Here is a 23078-nt window from a genome sequence, read left to right on the forward strand (position 1 = left end):
CGGGAGGACATGATGAGCGTTCGGCACACCCTGAACATCATGGACTGGCACGAGGACGGCTCCTCGACCTGGCTGCGCTGGGCCGTCAGCGCGGACCAGATGAGGATGGTCCGGGACCTCCTCGATCGGGCGCCGGACGCCGAGGGCGTCGTGACCCCGGAACAGGCGGACCAGGCACGCGCGGCCGCCGATCGGTGGCTGACCTGCGCGAACCAGGACTGGTCACCCCCGGGGTGACGTCACACCGGAGTCGGTGCGGGGCAGCGGACACCGCCTTCTCGCGCCGTCTTCTCGCGCTCACGGCCGTTTCGTGGTGCTGAACCTCGGGACGGGAAGATTCAGCACGCCGACCCGTCGTGGTGTGGCGACCACCAGAGCGGGCTTGACGCCGAACGTCACCACCCGTGCGGCGACGGCCCGTTCGCCGAGCCCGGGCAGTTCGGCGAGGACCTGGCGTTGGTTCAGGTCCCAGACCCGGATGGCGCCGTCGAGGACGTGAACCACGACGACCCGCCGGAGGAAGTCGTACACCAGGGCCAGTTCCCCGGACCGTTCGCCCCCGGCCGTGGCGATCGGCAGGCGGCCGAGTTCCGTGCCGGTGGCCGTCTCGTGGACGGCGACGGCGTCCGGGCCGGACACGCAGGCCAGCGTGCCCGAGGTGCTGAGGGCGAGGCCGGTCACCACCGGGCTGCCACCGAAGGCGTGCAGGACCCGGCCGTTCGACCCGTCCCAGGCGACGGCACCGGCCGGGGCCCGGCCCGTGCCGCCGCCCCAGCCGATCACGATGCCCTCGGCGGCGGACAGCAGCTGCCGGGGGAGCGTGCCGCCCGCGAAGCGCAGTCGACGGTTCGGTCCCGTCAGGGCGAAGGGTGGTACGCCCGGCCCGGCCAGGGCGATCGCCCGTATGCCCTGGTGCGGGAAGGCGGCGCCGGTGGTGTACGGCTGCGACTCGTCCGGTGCGTCCAGTGCGTCCAGTGGTCGGCCGAGGACGGGTGCCTGCCCCCGCAGATCGGCCTCGACGAGGACCTGCCGGGGCCCCTGGGAGGACGTGTCCGGCATCCGCTGCAGGACGGTCAGGGCCGTGGTGTCCGGCCCGTCCGCCAGCACCACCCCTTCGTCCGGGCCGAACAGCCCGGGCACCGGGAGGGCCGGCGACAGCCTCATCAAGCCGTGGACCTCCACCGACGACCAGAGCCGCCCCAGGGCCTGCCCGCGCAGGCACACCGCCAGTGCGGGCGAGCCCTGGGCGCGGACCGGCTGCAACCACGCCTGCTCGACGACCTGTTCGGGCGTGCAGGTGAACAGTGGCCGCAGGGCCTCCAACGAGGTCGGGCCCTGGACCGGCGGGTGGTTCGGCGGAGGCGAAGGCGAAGGCGAAGACGGAATCGGGTTCGGGTTCGGGCTCGGGACGTGGTCGACCCTCGTCGGTACGACCACGGTCGGGGTGTAGCCCGGCACCGGGATCCGGAGGCTGCGACGCAGCGAGTCGGCCGTCGCGAGCGCGTCCGGGCGCAGCGACGGGTCCTTGCTCAGCAGCGCCCCCAGCAGATCTGCCAGTGGCCCGGCGTTCCTGAACGGCGCGGGCTGCTGGGTGAGGATCGAGACGTACAGCGCCGTCAGTGTGGTCGCGTCGAACGGGCGGCGACCTTCGACGATCGTGTACAGCGTCGCGCCCAGCGACCACATGTCGCTGGCGGGCGCGGCCTCGACGCCCTCCAGTTGCTCGGGTGACATGTAGTGCGGGGTGCCGATCGCAACGCCGGTGCGGGTGAGTTGGGTGGTGGCGTCCAGGAGCCGGGCGATCCCGAAGTCGGCGATGACGGCGCGGTCGCCGGCGAGCAGGACGTTCTCCGGCTTCAAGTCGCGGTGCACGACGCCGGCGGCGTGCGCGTGGGCGAGTGCGTCGGCCATGGCGGCGCCGAGTTCCGCGACCCGGCGCCAGTCCATGGCCCCGCGTTCGCGGACCTCCTCACCGAGGGAGGAGCCGCGGACCAGCTCCATGACGATCCACGGGATGCCGCCGTCGGTGATGACGTCGTGGACGGTGATCACCCCGTCGTGCCGCAACCGGGCCGCGACGCGCGCCTCGCGCATCGCCCGCTCCACCAACTCGAGGCGCTCCTCAGGGGGGAGGTCGTCCGGGAGCATCAGCTCTTTGAGCGCGACGACCCGGTCGAGGTTGGCATCGTGGCCACCCCACACCCGGCCCATGCCGCCGCGCCCGATCAACCGGTCGAGCCGGTACCGGCCGCTGACCACGTATCCCACCCCGATAGACATGCGGGTCACTGTAGGCAATGCCTGATCGACGGGCGAGCCGCACGGGGGAGTCGGCCCGCGCCCCTGCCCGGCCCGTGGGTGAACGGGCTGGACTGGAGGGGTGGTTAGGCGGTGAAGCGGGGGTCGCGGGCTTCGACGGCCTGGGTGAAGGCGGTCCACTCGCTGTGGTTGAAGGCGAGGTGGGGGCGGTCGGGGTTCTTGTCGTCGCCGAGCCAGACGTCGCCGTTGTCGAAGCGGGCGATGATCACGCAACTGCCGTTGCCATCCCCGGAGAAGGGGGACTTGACCCATTCGGCGTCGGCGGGGTCGTGGGAGTAGGGGTCGTGCATGAGACCTCCCCTTTGGGCAGCGGCCTGGCCCGTGGGTGAACGGGCCGGGCCGGAAGGTTGGTCAGGCGGTGAAGCGGGGGTCGCGGGCTTCGATGGCCTGGGTGAAGGCGGTCCACTCGCTGTGGTTGAAGGCGAGGTGGGGGCGGTGGGGGTTCTTGTCGTCGCCGAGCCAGACGTCGCCGTTGTCGAAGCGGGCGATGATCACGCAGTCGCCGTTGTCATCAGCGGAGAAGGGCGACTTGACCCATTCGGCGTCAGCGGGATCGTGGGCATAGGGGTCGTGCATGAGACCTCCCGTTGGGCAGCGGCCCGGCCCGTGGGTGAACGGGTCGGGCCGGGAATGCAGTTAGGCGGTGAAGCGCGGGTCGCGGGCTTCGATGGCCTGGACGAAGGCGGTCCACTCGGCCTGGTCGAAGGCGAGGTGCGGGCGGTCGGGGTTCTTGTCGTCGCCGAGCCAGACGTCGCCGTTGTCGAACCGGGCGATGATCACGCAACTGCCGTTGTCATCGCCGGAGAAGGGGGACTTGGCCCACTCGGCATCGGTTGAGTTGTGGTCGTAAGGGTTGTGCTTCTTGCTCACGTCAGCTCTTCCAACTTGTGCTCAAGGGCGGCGATGGTCTCCTCCGGCGACAGGGCACAGCGCTGGAGTCGGGCGAAGGCCCGTTCGGCGCGTCGAACGTCGCGGCCGGTCCTACGCGGGAGCATACCGCCAACGGCTTCGATGAATACGAAGCCGTTTTCGGGATCGTCGGGGAACCTCATCAGGGTGAGTCCCGAGGTCAAGATGCCTTGTCGCCCGGCACTCAACGGCACTATCCGGATGCTGACATTCGGATACTGGGCGACTTTGATCGTGTGGCGGATCTGGTCGATCAGGACGCTCCGGTCGCCGGCGACCAGCAGGGCCACCTCGCCGAAGTACGCGTCGAAGTTGAGGACGGAATCCTTGGTCAGGCGGCGCTGACGCAGCATCCGGACCTCGGTCGCGGTTTCGATCTGCTCGTCATTGGGCGCGCTCAGACCGGCCGCGATCATCTCCTTGGCGTATCCCTCGGTCTGGACCAGACCGGGGAAGGCCGAAGGGAAGTAGTCGAACATCTGTGAGGCATCGGCTTCGAGATCGAGGTACTCGGCGAAAGCGGCCGTGATGCTGTCGGCGAAGTCCAGGCTGCGCCACCAACGCCGCGCAGGGCTTGCGCTGAGCAGACTCTCGAGGTCCTCTCGCTCCTGGCCCGTGATGCCGTAGTGGTCCAAGAGGATCTTCAAGTCAGCGCCACCGATCGGCTGGTGCGCGCGCTCCATTCTGCTGAGCCGGGCGGGGTTCCAACCCTTCAGCCCGGTCGTGGCGTCTGCCAGGGTCTTGTTGTTGTCCAGCCGCCAGGCACGCAGCTCTTCGCCGAGGCGGATCTGCCTGATTGCGGACAGCTCCTTGCTCAAGTGGCGCCCCTCCCTATCGGTGTGGACCGCCAGTCTTGCGGTTGCCTCGGCCCGTTTCAAGATCCACGGAATTGTGATTGCGTTCGGCTTGCAGGTTCGAATTGACATCCGTCACACTCAACGTGACCGCACGGACACGTACCTGACGTCGTGTCGAAGCGAAGGGGCACCCATGTCCGCGTTGAGCACACCTCTCCTCCGCACCTCCGAGCTCTCCCTCACCGAGCACTCCACCTCGGTGCGCATCGCCCGTCGCCACATCCGCAACCAACTCGGCCTCTGGGGCTACTGCGGCGACAAGGTCGACGACCTCGTCCTCATCGGCTCCGAGCTCGTCACCAACGCCGTCGTCCACGCCTGCCAGGGCGACGGCGAAGTCCGCCTCTACCTCCAGGAGTTCAGCGGCGACTGCCGGCTCGAAGTCTGGGACCCGCGCTTCGACCTGCCGCTCCAGAAGCCCCGGCTGCGCCGCTTCAACGAGGGCGGCCGGGGCATCCAGCTGGTCCGCGAGCTCTCGCTCGACTTCGGCGTCGTCGTCCGCCGGGGCTCGGGCAAGCGCGTCTGGGCGCGCGTCCTCCTCACCTGACCTCCCCACCCCACTCACCCCCGCCGACCACCCCGCAAGGAAGTCCACCCGCCATGCACCCCGCCGCGATCGCCTTCCGCAACCCCGCCGCCCTGCACGCCCGTTGCGACTACGGCCGCCCCCGTCGCCTCTACTTCGAGCCCGACTACGAGACCGGCGCCGCCGTCCCCGACCCCACCGCCTGGGAGCCCCTCCCCGGCGGCTACCCCGAGCGGTTCGCCCCCGGCTACTTCACCCCCGCCTCCGGTCTGGTCGAGCTGTTCCGGCTCCCCGACACCGTCACCGACCGCGACACCCTCGCCGCGCTGGTCGAGACCCTCGGCGATCCGCACCCCGTCACCCTCGGTGACGCCGACGACCCGCCCGGGCAGTCCACCACCCACGTCCTCCCCGAGTCCGGCCGGCGCCCCGGCCTCCACGTCGACAACCACCAGAACCTCCCCTACGGCGAGCGCCGGAAGGCCCGCCGACGACTCTGCGTGAACCTCGGCCCCGGCCCCCGCTACCTCCTCCTCGCCGACACCGACATCCTGACCATCTGCCGCTGCGTCCAGGAGCGCTACGAGGAGCACCGCCCCTCCACCGACGACCTGCGCATGTACCTCGCGCTGCACCGCCCGCTGCGCCTGCTCCGCCTGCGCATCGACCCCGGCGAGGGCTGGTTCGCGCCCACCTCCTTCCTCCCCTACGACGAGTCCACCGAGGGCCTGGCCCTGCCCTCCTCCACCTCCTCCTGGCTCGGTCACTGGGAGCCGCACCTCTTCGAGTCCCCGATCTGAGCGATCCGGCCGATCTGACCGATCTGTCCGTTCCGCGCGCCTGTGTCAGGCTGGTGAGGGAGCACCGCCGACATCGGGAGGCTCGTGATGGCCGAGATCAGGGTGAACGGGGTCGGGCTGCACTACGAGGCCCGAGGCGAAGGCCCCGGTGTCGTCCTGGTGCACGGCTCGTGGACCGACGCGGACTCCTGGGCCCGGGTGATGCCGGGCCTCGCCGAGTCCACCACCGTCGTCGCCTACGACCGCCGGGGCCACAGCCGCAGCGAGGACCCGCTGACCCAGGGCTCGGTGCACGAGGACGCCGCCGACCTGGCCGGGCTGATCGAGGGCCTCGGCCTCGCCCCGGCCTTCGTCTGCGGGAACTCGTACGGCGCGCTGATCGCGCTGCGGCTCGCCTCCGCCCGGCCCGACCTGCTGCGGGGGATCGCCGTGCACGAGCCGCCGGGCACCGGCGTCCTGCTCACCGACCCGGAGCTGCGGCCGATCGCCGCCGCCCTCGCCGTCCGGATCGCCGCCGTCCGGGAGCTGCTGGAGCAGGCGGAGTCGGCCGCGGCGGCGGAGCTGTTCGTGGAGACGGTCGCCTTCGGGCCGGGGGCGTGGGCCCAGCTGCCCGCACCGGTGCGGCACACCTTCATCCGCAACGCCCCGACCTACCTGGACGAGCTGCGGGACCCGGACGCGCTGGATCTGGACCTGACCGCGCTCGGCGACTTCACCGAGGCCGTGCTGCTCACGCAGAGCGACGACAGCCCGCCGATGTACGGCGAGGTGCTGGACATCATCGACCTCACCCTCGCGAAGGCGGAACGGCACCTCTACCAGGGCGCCGGTCACGCTCCGCACCTGTCGCAGCCGGAGGAATGGGTGCGGGTGGTGCTCCCGCGCGCATTGGTGTGAAACGGGCCTGAGGGGCGCGAAATCGGGAGCACACGCCCGCTCATGCGCCCTTCGCGGTGCGCTCCTCAGGGCGCCGTCACCAGCTCCTCCCCGCGCGGCGTCCGCCGGTACAGCACCTCCCGCCTGCTGCGCACCCGGCTGACCAGCCCCGAGCGGTGCAGCACCCCCAGGTGGTACGAGACCGTTCCGGCGCTGAGGAAGTGCCGGGCGGCCAGCGCCGCGGTGGTCGCCGGGTCGACCAGTGCGGCCAGCAGGTCCGCCCGGGTGGGCCCGACCAGCTGGGCCAGGGCGGGCGCGGGTGTCCGGGGCGCGGGCACGGACGGTGTGATCGGGTACATCAGCGTCGGCGCCCGGTGGCAGCCGTCGACCGTGTCGAGGATGACGTGGATCGAGCGGCTGACCAGCGTCGGCATCAGCAGCACCATGCGGGCCGGCAGGTTCACCTCGAAGCGGCTCTCCAGCTGGATCATCCCGTTCGACCAGGAGAGTTCCGGGGAGAGCGAGTTGAACAGCGAACCGGTGCCGTACCGGGCGACGTGCCGGCCGCGCTGGTCGATCTCGGCGTCCAGCACCGCGCGGGCGTCCGGCCAGTACGGGGCGACCGCCAGCTCCCAGTACCGGCCCAGCTCGTCCGCGACCCGCTCGGCGAAGTGGCGCGGGCCGCGCCGCAGCGTGCGCAGCACCACGTCCGGCAGCGGCCGGCCGGCCAGGTTGGCGGCGGGCAGCCCGTGGCGGACGGTGTCCAACTCGGCCAGCACCCGGTCCGGGTCGGCGCGGCGGACGGCCGTCAGCTGCTCGGCGATCGTCGGGTCCGGGCCGGTCGGGTGCGGGGCGAGGAAGTCGGGGAGGTAGCCGCCGGCCCGCTCCAGCGCCAGCCCGGACAGCAGCTCCAGCCCCTCCCGGCGCAGCACCCGGCGGGTCCGGCCGACCCAGGCGTACGGGCCGGTGCGGGAGTTGAGCGCAGAGGCGGCCATCAGGGTGTTGACCGCCTCGTGCAACGGGGAGACGACGAACCGGGTGCGAGCGAGCCCGGTCGAGTCGATCGTGAGCCGGATCATGCCGTCCACCCCTCTGCCGGCCGGCCGGAACGGTCGGCTTTGTCGCCCTTTCGGTCGTCAACCCTTCGACCCTGGTCGAATCCTGACACGAATGCTCGCCATCGAAGTCGCCCGGGCGCAGGCTTCTCCCGTGACCGCGTCAGCACGGACGCGGCGCGAGCGGAAGGAACCCCGACGAACATGACGAGCACGCGCGGCCGCATCGCCGCCCTGCTGGGCGCCGTCGCGGTGGTCGCCGGCACCACCCTGGCCGGCCCCGCCGTCGCCGCCCCGGCCGAACCCCAGCGCCACGGCGGCGGCGTCACCGGGCAGGCACCCTGCCAGGGCGCGCCCGAATTCACCTGCGGAACCCTCACCGTGCCGCTCGACCACAGCGGCCGGACCCCCGGCACCCTCCAGCTCGACGTGGCGATGACCGGCAACGCCGACGCCCCCAAGGGCGACCTGGTGTTCCTCGCCGGCGGCCCCGGCCAGCCCGGCGTCCCGCTGATCCGCCGGATCGCGAGCAAGCTGGAACCCGTCCTCAAGGACTACCGGCTGATCATGTACGACCAGCGCGGCACCGGCGAGCGGGCCCTCCAATGCCCCGGCCTCCAGGAGGACATGGGCTCCTCCGACCTCGCCGTACCCCGCAAGCAGTCCATCGCCGACTGCGCCACCGCCCTCGGCCCGAACGCCCGCTACTACAGCAGCGCGGACACCGTCGGCGACATCGACCTGCTGCGCCAGGCCCTCGGCGACCGGCGGATCACCCTGGACGGCGTCTCCTACGGCACCTTCGTCGCCGAGCGCTACGCCCTCGCCCACCCGGCGCACGTCGACCGGCTGGTGCTCGACTCGGTCGTGCCGCAGGGCGGCTACGACCCGATGGACCTGATCGCACTGCCCGCCACCGCCCGGGTGCTGCGCACCGCCTGCCAGGCCACCAGCTGCACCACCGACCCGGCCGCCGACCTCGCCACCACCGTGCAGAAGTACGGCAACGGCGCGCAGATCCTGGACGCGCTCACCAGCTACGAGTTCGCCGACCCCAACTACGGCGGGGTGCCGGAAGCCCTGCACGAAGCGGCCGGCGGCAACCCGCAGAAGCTCCAGTCCTTCATCGACGACGTCCACAAGAACGATGCCGCCCCGGCCGAACTGCTCAGCCAGGGCCTGCACGCCGCCACCCTGTGCGCCGACGGGCGCTACCCGTGGGGCTCCTCGGACACCCCCGTGGCGGGCCGGGCGGCCGCGCTGGAGCGCACCCGGAAGAACCTGACGGCCGAGCAGACCTGGCCGTACGACCCGGCGACCGCGACCGGCCTCGGCAGCCTGCTGGTCTGCCTGGACTGGCCGCGCGAGCAGGTGCCGCCGCTGCCGCCGGCGCACCGCAAGCTGCCGAACGTGCCGGTGCTGCTGCTCGGCGGGGACCGGGACCTCTCCACCCCGTACGAGTGGCTGTACCAGCAGGCGAAGCTGACGCACGACCCGCAGGTCGTGATCGTCCCGGGGGCGGCGCACTCGGTGCAGACCCGGGCGGCCAACCCGGCGGGGCGGCAGGCGGTCTACGACTTCCTGCTCAAGTAGCCGGTTCCTGCTCAAGCGGCCGGTTCCCGCTCAAGGAGCCGGTTCCTGCTCAAGGAGCCGGAAGGCGGCGGGCCGTTCCGCACAGGGGACGGAACGGCCCGGCGCTGCCTCAGAGTTCGGAGGAGTCCCAGCCGTCGTCCGGGAGGGACGGGTCGGGCCCCGGGCAGTCGACGTGGTCCCAGCCCCACATCATCACCTTGTACAGCATCCAGTCCGCGAGCGGCGGGTCCTCCCGGTTCTCGCGGTCGGTGAGGATCAGGGCCACCCAGACGTCCTCGACGGGCGAGAACTCCAGGGTCCGCTGGTCGGGCAGGTTCTCGTACTCCACCGTCCGCCAGGTGCAGCCCGCCGCGGTGAGTGCGGCGGTCAGCTCGGACTCGACGACGGCGGTCCGGTAGGTCCGCGTCCCGCCGCCGTCCACGGGGAGTTCGAGCTCGCCCTGCCAGGTCGCCAGGGACACCGACCGGAGCTGCCGGCAGTGGCAGAACACCGTGAGCGCGTCGCCGAAGCCGAAGGCGTGCGGCCAACGGCCCTCGCGGTGGATCCGGCCGCCGTCCCACGGGGCGCCGTAGCGGGCGGAGAGCTCGGACAGCCGGGCGCCGTACCGCAGTTCACCGAGGGCGCCGGTGGCGAAGAACCGGGTGAGCCGGTCGAGGAAGTCCGTCACCCCAGGCACCCGCGCACCGCCTCGATCAGCCGGTTGGCGCGGGCGTCGCCGTGGCCGATCATCCGGTTCGCGACGTAGCCGAAGCCGACGCCGAACTCGTCGTCACCGAAGGCGAACTGGCCGCCGGCGCCGTCGTTGCCGAAGCTGCGCGCGCCGAGCAGCGGGCGGAACCCGGCGGAGTCCAGCAGCAGGCCGGAGCCCCAGCGGGCGCCCATGTCGAAGCCCAGGAAGCCCTGGCCGGAGGAGACTTCGCGCACCGCGTCGGTCACGGTGTCGGCGGAGAGCAGCCGGGGGCCGCCGTCCAGGCCGGTGGCCGCGGCCGCGTACAGGCCGGCCAGCCCGGTGGCGGAGGCGACCGCGCCCGCGCCGGGCAGCTCGATCGCGTGCAGGGCCGGGTCGTTCCAGCCGTGCGGCACGTCCAGGCCGGGGAAGACCAGGGCGCCGTTCATGGTGACGATCCGGGTGAGCAGGTGCTCGGGGCCGGGCATCGGGCGGCGGCCCTCGGCCTCCACCAGCCGGGCCAGGCGCGGGAGTTCGCTCTCCGGCAGGCCGATCCACAGCGGCAGGCCGAGCGGCCCGGCGATCTCCTCGCGCAGGAACGCGCCCGGGGTCAGGCCGGTGATCCGGCGGATCACCTCGCCGACGGCGAAGCCGAACACGTGGCCGTGGTACTCGTAGCTGGTGCCCGGCTCCCAGAGCGGCTGCTGGGCCTCGATCGCGCGGATCACCGGATCCCAGGCGGCGACCTCCTCGAACGGGAGCACCGCGTCCAGGGCCGGGATGCCGGCCCGGTGGCCGAGGATCGTCCGGACGGTGACGTCCTGCTTGCCGTGGCGCGCGAACTCGGGCCAGTAGCGGGCGACCGGGGCGTCCAGGTCGAGGCGGCCCTGCTGGGCGAGCAGCAGGGCGCTGATGCTCACCGCGCCCTTGGCGCAGGAGAACACCGGGACGACGGTGTCCTGCGTCCAGGCCCGGCCGGTCCGCTGGTCGGCGGTGCCGCCCCACAGCTCGACCACCTTGCGGCCGCCGACGAAGACCGTGACGGCGGAACCGAGTTCGGGGAACTCGGCGAAGTTGCCCGCGAAGGCGTCCGCGACGGCGCCGAACCGTTCGTCGACCCAGCCCTGGTAGTCCTGCATGGTGTACCGCCCCGTTCCGCGAGCTCCAAGATCGTTGACCGGACCACGGTACGGCGCAGCGACGGCCGCGGCGAGGGGATTTACCCGGCTCGGGAAGGGTGGGGCGGATGGGGCGGGCGGGCCGTCGGCGGGTGGTCAGCGGGCCGTCGGCGGGCCGTCCGGCTCAGTCCGCGGTGGGGTCGTACAGCGGCGGGAAGTTGACCACCGGCTCCTCGTACGGGTGGGCGGCGCGTACGGCCGCCAGCACGGCGGCGGCCTGCTCGACGTGGCTCTCCGGGCGGATATCTCGATCTTCACGCGGGACATGCCGGGGACTCTGGCGGGCCGCCCGGGTGGGCGGGGCGGAGGGGACGGATGGCCGGGCGCGGGCGTGGGCAGGCTCGGGCGGACACGTCCGTACGCAGTGAGGGAGCTGCCGACATGACCGCAGTGCACGAATCCGTCCTGGACGCGATCGGCGGGACGCCGCTGATCCGCTTGGCCCGGCTGGGCGCCGGGATCGCCGCGCCGGTCTACGCCAAGGCCGAGTTCCTCAACATCGGCGGCAGCGTCAAGGACCGCGCCGCGCTGTCCATGGTGCTGGCCGCCGAGCGGGACGGGCTGCTGGGCCCGGGCGGGACGATCATCGAGGCGACCTCCGGGAACACCGGGATCGGGCTGGCCCTCGTCGGGCGGCAGCGCGGCTACCGGGTGATCGCCGGGGTGTCGGACAAGTCGGCGCCGGAGAAGGCCGACATCCTGCGGGCGTACGGCGCGGAGGTGGTGCTCGCACCGACGGCGCTGGCGCAGGAGGACCCGCGGCACCTGTTCAACGTGGTCACGCGGCTCAGCGAGGAGATCCCCGGCGCCTGGCTCGCCAACCAGTACGACAACCTGGCCAATCCCGACGCGCACCTCCGGACCACCGGCCCGGAGGTCTGGGAGCAGACCGGCGGCCGGGTGACCCACTTCGTCGCGGGCGTCGGCACCGGCGGCACCGTCACCGGCACCGGCGGGTACCTCAAGCAGGTGTCCGGCGGTTCGGTGACGGTGGTCGGCGCGGACCCGGAGTCCTCCTCCTACGGCGGCGGGGACGGCAGCCCGTGGTTCGTCGAGAGCATCGGCCACTTCCTCCACCCCGAGACGGTCGAGGACCGCTGGCCGCAGGCCTACCGTTCGGAGGTGGTCGACTCCTTCGAACGGATCCCGGACCGCGAGTCGCTGCTGACGGCCCGCCGGCTGGCCCGCGAGGAGGGCATCCTGGCCGGTCCCTCCTCCGGCACGGCGGTGGCGGCGGCGCTGCGGGTGGCGCGCGGACTGGGGCCGGAGGACCTGGTCGTGGTGCTGCTGCCGGACTCGGGCCGCTCCTACCTGTCCAAGGTGCACAGCGACACCTGGATGCGGGAGTGGGGCTTCCTGGAGGATCGGGAGGAAGCGGAGGAGGGGGGCGGCCTGCGGCGCCTGCTCGACGCGGCCGGGCCGCCGGTCGCCGTCGGCGCGGACCTGACCGTGGCCGGGGCGCTGGAGGCGCTGCGGGCGGCGCCCGGCGGGATCGCCCCGGCGGTGCTGGCGCGGGCGGCGCGCCCGTACGGGGTGAGCGCCACCGAGGTGGTCGGCTCGGTGTCCCGGGAGGTGCTCACGGCGGCGCTGGCCGAGGGCGGGGCCGAGCCGGACGACCCGGTGCGCCCGCTGCTCGGGCCGGCCCTGCCGACGGTCGGGGTCGGGCAGTCGGCCGCCGAGGCGCGGGCGGCGTTGGCGGGCGGGCGCCCGGCGGTGGTGGTGCTGGTGGACGGCCGGGCGGCCGGGGTGCTGACCCGGGAGGTCCTGGGCTGACCTCCCCGCGGCGGGACTTCGCGGGCTGACTCCCGCCGCGGGCCGTGTGTCTCAACCCCCCGCCGCGGGCGCCAGGATGGCGTGGATGACCCGGTCCAGGGTGCGGTCGAAGGCCTGGTCCGGGTCGGCGGGCGGGCCCGCGGTGGCGAAGGCCTGGGCCAGGTGGGGGTAGGCGCCGCTCATCGCCGCCTGGGTGAGGTAACCGACCATCTCCGCCTGCCACTTGGCGCCCGCGGCCGCCGTCTGCTCGTACTGGGCGAACTGGCAGATGAAGCCGTTGAACAGCGCCATCGCCTCCATCCGCGCCCCGCCCGGCAGACCGGTGGGGGCGGTGACGGCGAGGAAGTGGTCGGTGTAGCGCAGGGCGTTGGGGCCGATGCCCGGGCGGGCGAGGACCAGGGCGGGCAGCCAGGGGTGGCGGCGCAGAAGGGCGAGCTGCTCGTGCGCGAGGCCCGCCAGGTCGGCCCGGACGTCGCCGCTCGGCTCGGACGGCAGCCGGTACTCGGCGGTGGCCGCGTCGAGCATCAGGTCGAGCAGGTGCTCCTTCTTCGGCACGTAGTTGTAGAGCGACATGGTGCCCGCGCCGAGCGCGGCCGCGACCCGGCGCATCGAGACGGCCTCCAGGCCCTCGGCGTCGGCGATGACGATGGCGGCCGCCGCGATGGAGTCGCGGCTGTGGGCCGGCCGCGGGCCGCGGCCGGTGCGCTCGGGGCGTAGCCAGATCAGCTCGGGGGCCTCGGGCGGCGTGGGCCGCGCGGGCAGTTCGGTCCGGTCGGGCTGTTCGGCCCGCTCGATCCGCTCGGGCTGGTCGGGAGTGGTGGGGGGCTTGCTGGACGGCACTGGAAGATCACCTCGCTCCCCCATCTTAGATACGTACGTCGTACGTAGTAGCATGGCGTCCAGCTTCTACGTACGCTGTACCTAGAGAAGGGCGTAGCCATGTCCGACACCTCCCGACCCGCCATCGAGATGGCGGGCGTGCGGAAACGCTTCGGAGCCACCGAGGCCCTGCGCGGCCTCGACCTGACCGTGCCGGCCGGGACCGTCTGCGGTCTGCTCGGCCCCAACGGCGCCGGCAAGACCACCGCCGTGCGCGTCCTCGCCACCCTGGTCGCCCCCGACGAGGGCACCGTCCGGGTCGCCGGGTACGACGCCGTCCGCGAGGCCGAGGAGGTCCGGCGGGCGATTGGCCTGGCCGGCCAGCACGCCGCACTGGACGAGGGCATCACCGGCCGCGACAACCTCCGGCTGTTCGGCCGGCTGCACCGCCTCGGCGCCCGCCGGGCCCGGGAGCGCGCCGACGAACTGCTCACCCGCTTCGGCCTCGACGAGGCCGGCGACCGGCTGGTGCGCACCTACTCCGGCGGCATGCGCCGGCGCCTCGACCTGATCGCCAGCCTGGTCACCAGCCCGCCGGTGCTGTTCCTGGACGAGCCCACCACCGGGCTCGACCCGCGCAGCCGCCAGGGGATCTGGGACACCGTCAAGGAGTTGGCCGACGGCGGCACCACCGTGCTGCTCACCACCCAGTACCTGGAGGAGGCCGACCGGCTCGCCGACGACGTCGTGGTGGTCGACCACGGCGCCGCGATCGCCACCGGCCCACCTGAGCGGCTCAAGGCGGCGATCGGCAGCCAGGTCTCGGTGACCCTGGCCACGGTGGAGCAGCTCGCCACCACCGCCGTGGTGCTGTCCGCCCTGTCGGGCGGCGACGCGCAGGTGGACGTCGCCGAGCGGACGGTCACGGTGCTGACCACACCCGGGGTGTCCGTCCTGCTGCCCGCGCTGGTGCGGGAGTTGGACGGAGCCGGGGTCGTCGCCGAGGACGTCGCCGTCCGGGCGCCCTCGCTCGACGACGTGTTCCTCGCCCTCACCGGGAAGACCCGGGAGAACGCCGAGCTGGGGAGGGCCGCCTGATGGCCACCGCCGTCCGCACGTCCGCCCGCACCGCCGTCCCCGCCGCCGCGCGCCCCTCGCTCGGCGCCCGGCTGGTCTCCGACACCTGGACGTCGATGCTCCGCATCCTGCTCAACTACCGCCACTCGCCCGGCCTGCTGGCCGCCTCGCTGGGCGTTCCGGTGGTCATGGTGGTGGTCTTCGGGTACGTCTTCGGCAGCGCCATGCAGGTGCCCGGCGGCGGGGACTACCGGGAGTTCCTGATGCCCGGACTGTTCGCCATGGTCGCCACCAACGGCATCATGCCCACCATGGTCGGCGCCGCCCGGGACGTCGGGCGCGGGGTCACCGACCGGCTGCGCTCGATGCCGGTCTCCCGCACCGGACTCCTGCTCGGGCAGAACCTCGCCGACCTGCTGGTCAGCGTCGTCGTGCTGGCCCTGCTGGCCCTGGTCGGACTCGCCGCCGGCTGGCGCGCCCGGCACGGCGCCGCCGACGCGCTGGAGGGGTTCGCACTGCTGCTGCTCTTCCGCTTCGTGATGACCTGGGTCGGCACGCTGCTCGGCCTGGCCGTCGGCAAGGAGGAGGCCGCCGGGCAACTCTCCGTCGTCGTCTTCCCGTTGGCGATGGTCACCAACGCCTACGTGCCCACCGGCGGGATGCCCGGCTGGCTGCGGGTGATCGCCGACTGGAACCCGATCAGCTCCGTGGTGGAGGCGAGCCGGGAACTCTTCGGCAACCCGGCGGCGCCCGGCTCCGCGTGGCCGATGCAGCACGCCGTCCTCGCCACGCTGCTGTGGAGCGCCGCCCTGCTGGCGCTCTGCGGGCCGCTGGCCGTACGGAAGTTCGCCACGCACGGGCGGTGACCCGCCGGGGCACCGTAATGTGCTGGACACCGTGGCCGGTGTGGCTTTAGGTGGGGCGCCATGGAGTACACCCACCTCGGCCGTACCGGCCTGACCGTCTCCCGCCTCTGCCTCGGCACCATGAACTTCGGCCCCCACACCGAGGAGGCCGAGGCCCACCGCCTCATGGACACCGCCCACGAGCGCGGCATCAACTTCTTCGACACCGCGAACTCCTACGGCCGCGACAGCGAGGGCAACCTCCAGGGCCGCACCGAGGAGATCATCGGCCGCTGGTTCGCCCAGGGCGGCGGCCGCCGCGAGCGCACCGTCCTGGCCACCAAGGCCTACGCGAACACCAGCGACTGGCCCAACGACGGCAAGCTCTCCGCCCTCGCCATCCGCAAGGCCGTCGAGGCCAGCCTGCGCCGGCTGCAGACCGACCACATCGACCTCTACCAGATGCACCACATCGACCGGGCCACGCCCTGGGAGGAGATCTGGCAGGCGATGGAGGTCCTGGTCGCCCAGGGCAAGATCATCTACGTCGGCTCCAGCAACTTCGCCGGCTGGCACCTCGCCCAGGCCCAGGAGGCCGCCCGCTCCCGGCACTTCCTCGGCCTGGTCAGCGAGCAGTCCCTCTACAACCTCCTCGACCGGGCGATCGAACTGGAGGTCATCCCCGCCCTCCAGCACTACGGCCTCGGGCTGATCCCGTGGTCCCCGCTGCGCAGCGGCCTGCTCGGCGGCGTCCTGCGCAAGGAGCGCGAGGGCACCCGCGGCCGCAGCGCCCTGGGCTACGCGAGCGAACTCCTGGACAAGCACCGCGAACAGCTCCAGGCCTACGAGGACTTCGCCGACGAACTCGGCACCGACCCGGCCGACCTCGCGCTCGCCTGGCTGCTCTCCCGCCCCGCCGTCACCGCCCCCATCATCGGCCCCCGCACCCCGGCCCACCTCGACGCCGCCCTCCGGGCGCTCGACCTGGACCTCGACCAGAAGACCCTGGACCGCCTCGACGAGCTCTTCCCCGGCCACAAGCCGGCCCCCGAGGACTACGCCTGGTAGACCCGCGGGCCGCCCGGCCCCGGCACCCCGCCGTCCGGGGTGCCGGGGCCGGTGCGCGAGCGGCCGGTGCGGGAGGAGGCGGTGCGCGAGCGGCCGGTGCGCGAGGGGCCGCGGACGCGCCGCCCCGACGCCCCGGCGCTGTGGTAGCAAGACGGGTATGACGGAACGGATCAGGGAGCGGGACCGGGGCGCCTACCACCACGGGGCGCTGCCGGAGGCCTTGGTGGCGGCGGCGTTCGAGGTGCTGGACGAGCAGGGCCAGGAGAAGGTGAGCGTGCGGGAGGTGGCGCGCCGGGCCGGGGTCTCGGCGGGGGCGCCGTTCCGCCACTTCGCCGACAAGCAGGCGCTGTTGACGGCGCTGGCGGACCGGGTGCTGGCGGACTTCGCGCGCTGGCAGGAGGCGGAGGTGGCGGCCGCCGAGGCGGTCGGCGGATCGGCGATGCGGGCGCTCGGGCTGGGCTTCGTCCGGTACGCGCTGCGCCATCCGCGGCGGTTCGAGCTGGTGCGCTCGCGGGTGTTCTCGGCTCCCCGGGACCCGCAGCTGCGGGAGCAACTGGACGGCCTGGACCGGGCGTTCGCCGGTCTGGTGGTGGCGGACCAGCAGGCCGGGCGGGTCGGCCCCGGCGATCCGGAGCTGGTGCTGCTGTCCGGGCAGGCGCTGGTGTACGGGCTGGCGCAGATGATCGTGGACGGCTACCTGCCCGCCGAGCGGGCGGAGGAGCTGGCCGTCCGGGTCCTGGACACCTTCCGCGCGGGGATCGCCGGGACGGTCAACCCACCTGAGCGGTAACGGAATTGTGGCTGCGGCGAACCTTGACCGGCCAGGTGCGCGCTGATGTAATCGCCGATTACATGAGCGCGAGTCGTGAGTCGCGAGTCGAGAGTGCGAGTCGTGAGCGCGAGTACCGGGAGGCACAGATGCCGCTGTTCGCCAAGCCGCAACCGGGCTACACCACCGCCGGCGCCACCGGCGACACCGTGGTGCTGCTGATCGGCATGCGGATCAACCGCTTCTGGGCGGTGCACCACTGGGGCCCGGTGATGTTCGCGATGTTCCGGATGCTCTACGAGCTGGCCCGCAGCCCCGAGCGCGGCCTGCGCGGCCGCATCCTGCTCACCGCCTCGCCGCGGACGTACTACGTCGTCCAGTACTGGGAGTCGAAGGAGCACCTGTACCGCTACGCGAGCGCACCGGACGGCTTCCACCACACCGTCTGGGGCATAGCCAACCGGAAGATACGGGAGGGCAAGCTGCGCGGTCACGTCGGGCTCTGGCACGAGACGTACATCGTCCCCGAGGGCGGCTACGAGTCGATCTACTTCGACATGCCGGCGTTCGGCCTGGCCGGCGCCACCGGCCAGCTGCCGCTGGAGGCGCGCGGCCGGCACGCCGCCCAGCGCCTGGCCTTCCGCTCGGGCGCCGGCTCCGATGGGGCGGGCGGCGCGGGGCAGGCGGAGGGTGCGGTGGCCGGTCCGGACGGCCTGAGCTGCCCGTACGTCGCGGACGGTGCCGACGACCGGACGGGCGCTCAAGGAGTGTCGTGAGTCCGTCCGGCGACCCCGGTGTGGGAGCGTCGGGGGATGGTCGATCAGGAGGGCGCCGTGCGGCCGGCGCGGGTGGTGCACGAGGTGCCGTACCGGGCGCAGTGGGAATCCGCGGAGCTGGTGCGGGACATCGTCGACGGGCGGCTGGACGCCGCGCGGGACCCGCGCTGGGGGCAGTCCGGGGCCGCCACCCCGGAGGAGTACGCCTGGTGGTCCTGGCGGCTCTGCGGCGTCGCCTGCCTGCGGATGGCCCTGGAGCACTGGTGGGGCGTCACCCCGGCGGCGATGGTGCTGGCCCGTGAGTGCCTGGCGGCCGGCGCGTACGTCCGGGACGGCGACAGCCTGCGCGGGCTGGTCCACGTGCCGTTCGCCGACTACGCCCGGCGGCGCTGGGGACTGGCCGCCCGGGCGACGGAGTCGACGCCCGCGCAGGTCGCGGACGAGCTGGCGGCCGGGCGGCTGGTGATGCTCTCGGTGCACCCGTCGATCCGGGAGCCGCACGGGCCCGAGCCGGTGCGGCGCGGCGGCCACCTGGTGCTGGCGGTGGGGGCCACCGGGACAGCACTGCTGATCCACAACCCCTCCGGCTTCCCGGGGGAGTCGCAGGCCTTCGCCCGGGTGCCGTGGCGCTCCTTCGGACCGTTCTACGCCGGGCGGGGCATCGTGCTCGGCCCGCCCGGCGCCGACGACGGTCAGGTGTTGTCCGGCAGCCCCACCGGGTAGAACGGCAGGCTGCTCCGGCACAGGGCCGAGATCGGCTTCAACGCGGCGGCCAGGGAATCGAGTTCGGCGCGCGGGTAGTCCTCCCAGACGCGCGCGGCGGCCAGGTCGGTGGCGGCCTCCAGGGCCTGGTGGTGGGTCCGGCCCAGCTCGGTCAGCGAGCCGGTCGCGGTCAGCCAGCCCCGCTCGACCAGACGCTCGGCGGCGGCCTCCCACTCGGTGTCCGTCCAGCCGCGCACCGGCTGGAGCTGCTCGCGCCGCATGTCCATCGCGCAGCGGACCACCAGGGCCTCGCAGCCGTCCAGCCCGGCCGCGACCAGCGCGGCCACGTGACCGTCCCCGCGGTGCTCGCGCATCACGGTGGCGGCCCGCCAGAGCCGCTCGTACAGCCCCGGCGGGGCCGGGAGCGCCGCGTTGGCGGCGGCCAGCACCCGGCCGGCGCAGTCCAGCCGCTCGGCGGACTGCTCCAGGGTCTCGACCGCCCGCTCGACCAGACCGCGGTCCACGTGCTCCAGCAGCCGGGCCAGCGCGCCGCCCGCACCCTTGCTGCGGGCGGCCAACGCCTCCTCCGGGCTGGCCAGCGACCACAGCGCGGGCAGGGCCCGCTCGACCATCGCCGGGGCGAAGTTGAAGAACGCGGCGGTCACCGGCGGCGCGTCCACCGCGCCGAGCGGGGCGGAGCGGCCGGCGAAGTAGCCGCGCCAGAAGCCGCGCAGGCCGGCCGCCTCGAAGGCGTCGCGACACTCGGGCTCGAAGTAGGTGACGGCGTGCACCGGCTCGAAGAGCCACCAGAGCGCGCGGGCGGGATGGACGAGATCGGCCATCGGGAGACCTTCCTCGGACGGGGCTCCGGGCGGGCGCGGGGAGCTCGGCTGGTCGGTACGGCGGCGGCGGTCGCGCGGGTGGCGGAGCGTCGGGGCCGCCCGGGCGGGTGCGTGGGCCGTTCACGTGCTGATGACCACGGGGACGGCCCCGGTAATCCCCGGCGGGGTGTGACGACGGTCACGTGCGGGGTCGTCGGGGGGTGGCCGGGGGTGCTCGGGTGGGTGGTCGGGGGCGGTCGGGCGGGTCTCGGGTGGGTCCCCGGGTGGGGAGCCGCTCAGGCCCGCACCGGCGGCATCGCGAGCGGGTCGATCGGCATCTCCGCCCGGCAGATCGCAGCGATCGGCCGCAACGCGGCGCTCAGGCGGTCGAGTTCGCCGTCCGGCCGGTGCTCCCAGACCCGGCCGGCGGCCAGGTCGGTGGCCGCCTCCAGCTCCCGGTGCCGGATCCGGCCCAGCTCGGTGACCGCGCCCGCCGCCGTCAGCCAGCCCCGGCCGACCAACCGCGCCGCCGCGGCCTCCCACTCCTCGTCCGTCCATCCCCGCAGCGGCTGGAGCACCCTGCGGGAGGCGCCCGTGGCGCAGTGCAGCACCGGCGCCTCGCAGCCGTCCAGCCCGGCGGCGACCAGCGCGGCCACGTGGCCGTCCCCGCGGTGCTCGCGCAGCACGGTCGCGGCGTGCCACAGCCGCCCGTACACGTCCGCGTCCATGGGCCGGGGCAGCGCGGCGTTGGCGGCGGCCAGCACCCGGCCCGCGCAGTCCGCCCGGTCCACGGCCTCCTCCAGCGCCGTCGCCGCGGTCTCGACCAGCTCGGGCGCCACCGGCGCCAGCAGCCGGGCCAGCACCGCCGCCGAGCCCTCGGTCCTGGCCGCGAGCACCCGCTCGGGGCTCGCCCTGGTCCACACCTGGGGGAGGGCGCGTTCGACCGCCGCCGGGGCGAAGCTGAAGAACGCGGCGATCACCGGCGGGGCGCCCACCGCGCCCAGCGGGGCCGAGCGGGCGGCGAAGTAGCCGTGCCAGCCGCCGTCCAGCCCGGCCGCCTCGAAGGCCGCCCGGCTCTCGGGCTGGAGGAAGGTGACGGCGTACACCGGTTCGAAGAGCCACCACAGTGCGCGGGCGGGGTGGACGGGTTCGGACAATCGAGACACCTTCCTCTTCCTCTTCCTCGTCGTGGGCGGGGCCCGACGAACGGGAGGGCACCGGCGGTCGCTCCAGAGCTGACCGCCACCGGGGCCGTCCCGGCAACCCGGGCAGCGTGTGATCACGGTCACGCGCCGGTCGGCGGGTGCGGTCGACGGCCGTACGGCGCGAGATGATGGCCCGAGGCGCCCGCCCCCCGGGTGCCCAGCCCCTGCAAGCCCTCGTACGAAGGTAGTCGGCCATGCCCCAGATCAGCCCCAGCATCCTCTCCGCCGACTTCGCCCGGCTCGCCGACGAGGCCGAGGCGGTCCGGGGCTCCGACTGGCTGCACGTGGACGTCATGGACAACCACTTCGTGCCCAACCTGACCCTCGGCGTCCCGGTGGTCGAGTCGCTCGCCCGGGCCACCGACATCCCGCTCGACTGCCACCTGATGATCGAGGACCCGGACCGCTGGGCCCCGCAGTACGTCGAGGCCGGCGCCGGCTCGATCACCTTCCACGTGGAGGCCGCCGCCGCCCCCGTCCGGCTGGCCCGCGAGATCCGCGCCAAGGGCGCCCGCGCCTCGATGGCGCTCAAGCCGGGCACCCCGATCGAGCCCTACGAGGACCTGCTGCCCGAGCTCGACATGCTGCTGATCATGACGGTCGAGCCCGGCTTCGGCGGCCAGGCGTTCCTGGACATCATGCTGCCGAAGATCCGCCGCACCCGTGAGCTGATCGCCAAGCACGACCTGGAGCTGTGGCTGCAGGTCGACGGCGGCGTCTCGGCGGCCACCATCGAGCGCTGCGCCGAGGCCGGCGCGGACGTGTTCGTGGCCGGGTCGGCCGTCTACGGCGCGGCGGACCCGGCCGAGGCCGTCCGCAGCCTGCGCGAGCTCGCCGCCGGGGCGAGCAAGGACGCCTGGTGGGCCTGCGAGCACTGAGCCGCCCCACCGCAGCCCCGCCCGCCGGGGCGGCCGCCGGATGGCCGGGCACGGGTGGAGGAACCCCGCACCGTCACGGATGATCGGTGACGGTGCGCCCTCCCCGGCCCGGCCCTTCCCATGACGGTGGTGGAACCGCGATGAGCAACCTCGACCTCAAGCCCGCCCCGACCACCTGCGGCCGCGAGGCCAGCAGCGGACCGGTGCAGGACCTGCTGACCGGACGCCTGGTCCAGCTCGGCGAGAGCACCGCCGTCCGCCGACTGCTCCCCAACCTGGGCCGCCGGATGGTGGGCGCCTGGTGCTTCGTCGACCACTACGGCCCGGACGACATCGCTGACGAACCCGGGATGCAGGTGCCGCCGCACCCGCACATGGGCCTGCAGACGGTCAGCTGGCTGCACAAAGGGGAGGTCCTCCACCGCGACAGCCTCGGCAGCCTGCAGACCGTCCGGCCGTACGAGCTGGGCCTGATGACCTCCGGGCGGGCGATCTCCCACTCCGAGGAGTCCCCGCGCCCGCACGCCCGCTACCTCCACGGCGCCCAGCTCTGGGTCGCCCTCCCGGACGCCCACCGGCACACCGCCCCCTCCTTCGAGCACCACCCCGACCTGCCGGTGGTCACCGCGCCCGGCCTGCGCGCCACCGTCATCCTCGGCACCCTGGACACCGCCACCTCGCCCGGCACCACCCACAGCCCGCTGGTCGGCGCCGACCTCGCCCTCACCGAGGGCACGGACCTCCGGCTCCCGCTGGTCCCCGAGTTCGAGTACGCCGTCCTCGCCATGACCGGCCGGATCGACGTCGACGGCGTCCCCGTCGAACCCGGCTCGATGCTCTACCTCGGCTGCGGCCGTCGCGCGCTCCCGCTCCTCGCCCGCTCCGACGCCTCGGCGCTGCTCCTCGGCGGCGAGCCCTTCGAGGAGCAGATCGTCATGTGGTGGAACTTCATCGGCCGCTCGACGGAGGACATCGCCCAGGCCCGTGCCGACTGGACGACGGGCGACCGCTTCGGCGAGGTCCACGGCTACGCCGGCGCCCGCCTCCCCGCCCCGGAACTCCCCGCCGTCCCGTTGAAGCCCCGCGGCCGCGAGCGCTGAGCCCGGCCGGGTGTGCTGCCGAGCCCGCCACCGGCGTGACCGGCCCGTTTGCGCAGGGCCGCTGCTGGGCGTAGTGTTCTCTAGCTGCTCGGCTGGGAGCACCGGACACGCGTAGGCGCGGACGGTCCCGGAGCAGCCAATCCCTTGAAACACCACTTCCCGTCCTGGGCCGTGTCGCGTTCGCTTTTTCGCGCCTCGGCCCGCGGTTAATTCGGCGTGCGCGTTTATGGGGATTGCGGCTGGATTCGCTTTTCGGAGCGGGGGTCGGCTAGAGTTTGAAACGTCGGACGGGGCGCCAAGCCGCAGAAGACACCAGCAAATCGGATGAATGAAACTCCGGAAAACGGAGCGGAAAACATCTGGTAAGCTGGAAACACGAAAGAACGAAGCGCCCGGAGGGCCCGCTGGAAGGCGGTCCGAAGGAAGCGTCCGTTCCTTGAGAACTCAACAGCGTGCCAAAAGTCA

General features: G+C 73.4%; 25 protein-coding genes. 14 read left to right on the plus strand and 11 right to left on the minus strand.

All coding sequences use genetic code 11. From position 1 onward, the window contains the following. Nucleotides 1–12 precede the first annotated feature (12 nt). Nucleotides 13–237 (plus strand): hypothetical protein, encoded by a 225-nt coding sequence (locus tag ACFV8H_RS20105; RefSeq protein WP_375889877.1) that lies wholly within the window; start codon nucleotides 13–15, stop codon nucleotides 235–237. Nucleotides 238–297: 60 nt separating this feature from the next. On the opposite strand, the gene ACFV8H_RS20110 is transcribed toward ACFV8H_RS20105, so the two are convergent. The 5 genes from ACFV8H_RS20110 to ACFV8H_RS20130 form a co-directional block, all read right to left on the minus strand. Then, nucleotides 298–2280, minus strand: a complete 1983-nt coding sequence (locus ACFV8H_RS20110; protein WP_380401558.1) for a protein kinase — start codon at nucleotides 2278–2280, stop codon at nucleotides 298–300. Nucleotides 2281–2384: 104 nt separating this feature from the next. Beyond that, nucleotides 2385–2609, minus strand: coding sequence for a DUF397 domain-containing protein (locus ACFV8H_RS20115; RefSeq protein ID WP_380401561.1), 225 nt, complete (start codon nucleotides 2607–2609; stop codon nucleotides 2385–2387). Between the two features lie 61 nt (nucleotides 2610–2670). After that, nucleotides 2671–2895, minus strand: coding sequence for a DUF397 domain-containing protein (locus ACFV8H_RS20120; protein ID WP_380401564.1), 225 nt, complete (start codon nucleotides 2893–2895; stop codon nucleotides 2671–2673). A gap of 60 nt (nucleotides 2896–2955) precedes the next feature. Then, nucleotides 2956–3189 (minus strand): DUF397 domain-containing protein, encoded by a 234-nt coding sequence (locus tag ACFV8H_RS20125; protein ID WP_380401566.1) that lies wholly within the window; start codon nucleotides 3187–3189, stop codon nucleotides 2956–2958. Beyond that, nucleotides 3186–4046, minus strand: a complete 861-nt coding sequence (locus ACFV8H_RS20130; protein WP_375889869.1) for a helix-turn-helix domain-containing protein — start codon at nucleotides 4044–4046, stop codon at nucleotides 3186–3188. Before ACFV8H_RS20130 ends, ACFV8H_RS20125 begins: the two co-directional genes overlap by 4 nt. 172 nt (nucleotides 4047–4218) lie before the next feature. On the opposite strand from ACFV8H_RS20130, the gene ACFV8H_RS20135 reads away from it, so the two are divergent. From ACFV8H_RS20135 to ACFV8H_RS20145, 3 genes are all read left to right on the plus strand, one after another. After that, nucleotides 4219–4632 carry an ATP-binding protein gene (locus tag ACFV8H_RS20135; RefSeq protein WP_380401569.1) on the plus strand — a complete coding sequence of 138 codons (414 nt, stop codon included), beginning with the start codon at nucleotides 4219–4221 and terminating at the stop codon, nucleotides 4630–4632. 53 nt (nucleotides 4633–4685) lie between these two features. Next, complete coding sequence (locus ACFV8H_RS20140) at nucleotides 4686–5411, plus strand: hypothetical protein (protein WP_375889864.1); 726 nt, start codon at nucleotides 4686–4688, stop codon at nucleotides 5409–5411. A gap of 87 nt (nucleotides 5412–5498) precedes the next feature. Beyond that, nucleotides 5499–6308, plus strand: a complete 810-nt coding sequence (locus ACFV8H_RS20145) for an alpha/beta fold hydrolase (RefSeq protein ID WP_380401572.1) — start codon at nucleotides 5499–5501, stop codon at nucleotides 6306–6308. Nucleotides 6309–6373: 65 nt separating this feature from the next. Here ACFV8H_RS20145 and ACFV8H_RS20150 read toward each other — a convergent pair whose 3' ends face one another. Further along, a complete protein-coding gene (locus tag ACFV8H_RS20150) occupies nucleotides 6374–7366 on the minus strand; it encodes a helix-turn-helix domain-containing protein (protein WP_380401575.1) in 993 nt (330 codons plus the stop codon). A 180-nt stretch (nucleotides 7367–7546) separates the two neighbouring features. On the opposite strand from ACFV8H_RS20150, the gene ACFV8H_RS20155 reads away from it, so the two are divergent. Then, the gene (locus tag ACFV8H_RS20155; RefSeq protein WP_380401577.1) at nucleotides 7547–8935 is read left to right on the plus strand and encodes an alpha/beta fold hydrolase; all 1389 of its coding nucleotides are present in this window, start codon (nucleotides 7547–7549) and stop codon (nucleotides 8933–8935) included. A 109-nt stretch (nucleotides 8936–9044) separates the two neighbouring features. Here the strand turns inward: ACFV8H_RS20155 and ACFV8H_RS20160 are convergent, their stop codons facing one another. Both ACFV8H_RS20160 and ACFV8H_RS20165 read right to left on the minus strand, forming a co-directional pair. Continuing rightward, the gene (locus ACFV8H_RS20160) at nucleotides 9045–9602 is read right to left on the minus strand and encodes a hypothetical protein (protein ID WP_375889856.1); all 558 of its coding nucleotides are present in this window, start codon (nucleotides 9600–9602) and stop codon (nucleotides 9045–9047) included. After that, a complete protein-coding gene (locus tag ACFV8H_RS20165) occupies nucleotides 9599–10741 on the minus strand; it encodes a serine hydrolase domain-containing protein (protein ID WP_380401580.1) in 1143 nt (380 codons plus the stop codon). Before ACFV8H_RS20165 ends, ACFV8H_RS20160 begins: the two co-directional genes overlap by 4 nt. A gap of 420 nt (nucleotides 10742–11161) precedes the next feature. On the opposite strand from ACFV8H_RS20165, the gene ACFV8H_RS20170 reads away from it, so the two are divergent. Then, the gene (locus ACFV8H_RS20170) at nucleotides 11162–12553 is read left to right on the plus strand and encodes a pyridoxal-phosphate dependent enzyme (RefSeq protein WP_380401583.1); all 1392 of its coding nucleotides are present in this window, start codon (nucleotides 11162–11164) and stop codon (nucleotides 12551–12553) included. A gap of 51 nt (nucleotides 12554–12604) precedes the next feature. Here the strand turns inward: ACFV8H_RS20170 and ACFV8H_RS20175 are convergent, their stop codons facing one another. Then, entirely contained in the window at nucleotides 12605–13393 is a 789-nt protein-coding gene (locus tag ACFV8H_RS20175; protein ID WP_380401586.1) for a TetR/AcrR family transcriptional regulator, read from the minus strand. A gap of 99 nt (nucleotides 13394–13492) precedes the next feature. On the opposite strand from ACFV8H_RS20175, the gene ACFV8H_RS20180 reads away from it, so the two are divergent. The 6 genes from ACFV8H_RS20180 (at nucleotide 13493) to ACFV8H_RS20205 (ending at nucleotide 18630) form a co-directional block, all read left to right on the plus strand. Then, the gene (locus tag ACFV8H_RS20180; RefSeq protein WP_380401588.1) at nucleotides 13493–14470 is read left to right on the plus strand and encodes an ATP-binding cassette domain-containing protein; all 978 of its coding nucleotides are present in this window, start codon (nucleotides 13493–13495) and stop codon (nucleotides 14468–14470) included. Then, complete coding sequence (locus tag ACFV8H_RS20185) at nucleotides 14470–15315, plus strand: ABC transporter permease (protein ID WP_375889844.1); 846 nt, start codon at nucleotides 14470–14472, stop codon at nucleotides 15313–15315. Before ACFV8H_RS20180 ends, ACFV8H_RS20185 begins: the two co-directional genes overlap by 1 nt. Before the next feature lie 60 nt (nucleotides 15316–15375). After that, complete coding sequence (locus tag ACFV8H_RS20190; protein WP_380401591.1) at nucleotides 15376–16362, plus strand: aldo/keto reductase; 987 nt, start codon at nucleotides 15376–15378, stop codon at nucleotides 16360–16362. A 157-nt stretch (nucleotides 16363–16519) separates the two neighbouring features. Then, the gene (locus tag ACFV8H_RS20195) at nucleotides 16520–17152 is read left to right on the plus strand and encodes a TetR/AcrR family transcriptional regulator (protein ID WP_380401594.1); all 633 of its coding nucleotides are present in this window, start codon (nucleotides 16520–16522) and stop codon (nucleotides 17150–17152) included. Between the two features lie 134 nt (nucleotides 17153–17286). After that, nucleotides 17287–17907, plus strand: a complete 621-nt coding sequence (locus tag ACFV8H_RS20200; RefSeq protein ID WP_380401612.1) for a DUF4188 domain-containing protein — start codon at nucleotides 17287–17289, stop codon at nucleotides 17905–17907. Between the two features lie 36 nt (nucleotides 17908–17943). Continuing rightward, the gene (locus ACFV8H_RS20205) at nucleotides 17944–18630 is read left to right on the plus strand and encodes a C39 family peptidase (RefSeq protein ID WP_380401597.1); all 687 of its coding nucleotides are present in this window, start codon (nucleotides 17944–17946) and stop codon (nucleotides 18628–18630) included. On the opposite strand, the gene ACFV8H_RS20210 is transcribed toward ACFV8H_RS20205, so the two are convergent. Continuing rightward, complete coding sequence (locus ACFV8H_RS20210) at nucleotides 18600–19451, minus strand: hypothetical protein (protein WP_380401600.1); 852 nt, start codon at nucleotides 19449–19451, stop codon at nucleotides 18600–18602. The genes ACFV8H_RS20205 and ACFV8H_RS20210 overlap by 31 nt on opposite strands. Nucleotides 19452–19726: 275 nt before the next feature. Further along, nucleotides 19727–20587 carry a hypothetical protein gene (locus ACFV8H_RS20215; RefSeq protein ID WP_380401602.1) on the minus strand — a complete coding sequence of 287 codons (861 nt, stop codon included), beginning with the start codon at nucleotides 20585–20587 and terminating at the stop codon, nucleotides 19727–19729. Between the two features lie 242 nt (nucleotides 20588–20829). Between ACFV8H_RS20215 and rpe the strand changes: the two genes are divergently transcribed. Further along, nucleotides 20830–21513: a ribulose-phosphate 3-epimerase gene (rpe, locus tag ACFV8H_RS20220; protein ID WP_380401604.1), complete on the plus strand. Its 684-nt coding sequence runs from the start codon at nucleotides 20830–20832 to the stop codon at nucleotides 21511–21513. A 140-nt stretch (nucleotides 21514–21653) separates the two neighbouring features. Continuing rightward, the gene (locus ACFV8H_RS20225; RefSeq protein WP_380401606.1) at nucleotides 21654–22613 is read left to right on the plus strand and encodes a pirin family protein; all 960 of its coding nucleotides are present in this window, start codon (nucleotides 21654–21656) and stop codon (nucleotides 22611–22613) included. Nucleotides 22614–23078 lie beyond the last annotated feature (465 nt).

Source organism: Kitasatospora sp. NPDC059827, assembly GCF_042731675.1.
In the GTDB taxonomy this organism is placed as follows: domain Bacteria; phylum Actinomycetota; class Actinomycetes; order Streptomycetales; family Streptomycetaceae; genus Kitasatospora.

Coding starts and splice junctions, on each gene's coding strand:
- ACFV8H_RS20105 (WP_375889877.1), top strand. CDS start 13: ATGAGCGTTCGGCACACCCTGAACATCATGGACTGGCACGAGGACGGC.
- ACFV8H_RS20110 (WP_380401558.1), bottom strand. CDS start 2,280: ATGTCTATCGGGGTGGGATACGTGGTCAGCGGCCGGTACCGGCTCGAC.
- ACFV8H_RS20115 (WP_380401561.1), bottom strand. CDS start 2,609: ATGCACGACCCCTACTCCCACGACCCCGCCGACGCCGAATGGGTCAAG.
- ACFV8H_RS20120 (WP_380401564.1), bottom strand. CDS start 2,895: ATGCACGACCCCTATGCCCACGATCCCGCTGACGCCGAATGGGTCAAG.
- ACFV8H_RS20135 (WP_380401569.1), top strand. CDS start 4,219: ATGTCCGCGTTGAGCACACCTCTCCTCCGCACCTCCGAGCTCTCCCTC.
- ACFV8H_RS20140 (WP_375889864.1), top strand. CDS start 4,686: ATGCACCCCGCCGCGATCGCCTTCCGCAACCCCGCCGCCCTGCACGCC.
- ACFV8H_RS20145 (WP_380401572.1), top strand. CDS start 5,499: ATGGCCGAGATCAGGGTGAACGGGGTCGGGCTGCACTACGAGGCCCGA.
- ACFV8H_RS20150 (WP_380401575.1), bottom strand. CDS start 7,366: ATGATCCGGCTCACGATCGACTCGACCGGGCTCGCTCGCACCCGGTTC.
- ACFV8H_RS20155 (WP_380401577.1), top strand. CDS start 7,547: ATGACGAGCACGCGCGGCCGCATCGCCGCCCTGCTGGGCGCCGTCGCG.
- ACFV8H_RS20165 (WP_380401580.1), bottom strand. CDS start 10,741: ATGCAGGACTACCAGGGCTGGGTCGACGAACGGTTCGGCGCCGTCGCG.
- ACFV8H_RS20170 (WP_380401583.1), top strand. CDS start 11,162: ATGACCGCAGTGCACGAATCCGTCCTGGACGCGATCGGCGGGACGCCG.
- ACFV8H_RS20180 (WP_380401588.1), top strand. CDS start 13,493: ATGTCCGACACCTCCCGACCCGCCATCGAGATGGCGGGCGTGCGGAAA.
- ACFV8H_RS20185 (WP_375889844.1), top strand. CDS start 14,470: ATGGCCACCGCCGTCCGCACGTCCGCCCGCACCGCCGTCCCCGCCGCC.
- ACFV8H_RS20190 (WP_380401591.1), top strand. CDS start 15,376: ATGGAGTACACCCACCTCGGCCGTACCGGCCTGACCGTCTCCCGCCTC.
- ACFV8H_RS20195 (WP_380401594.1), top strand. CDS start 16,520: ATGACGGAACGGATCAGGGAGCGGGACCGGGGCGCCTACCACCACGGG.
- ACFV8H_RS20205 (WP_380401597.1), top strand. CDS start 17,944: ATGGTCGATCAGGAGGGCGCCGTGCGGCCGGCGCGGGTGGTGCACGAG.
- ACFV8H_RS20210 (WP_380401600.1), bottom strand. CDS start 19,451: ATGGCCGATCTCGTCCATCCCGCCCGCGCGCTCTGGTGGCTCTTCGAG.
- rpe (WP_380401604.1), top strand. CDS start 20,830: ATGCCCCAGATCAGCCCCAGCATCCTCTCCGCCGACTTCGCCCGGCTC.
- ACFV8H_RS20225 (WP_380401606.1), top strand. CDS start 21,654: ATGAGCAACCTCGACCTCAAGCCCGCCCCGACCACCTGCGGCCGCGAG.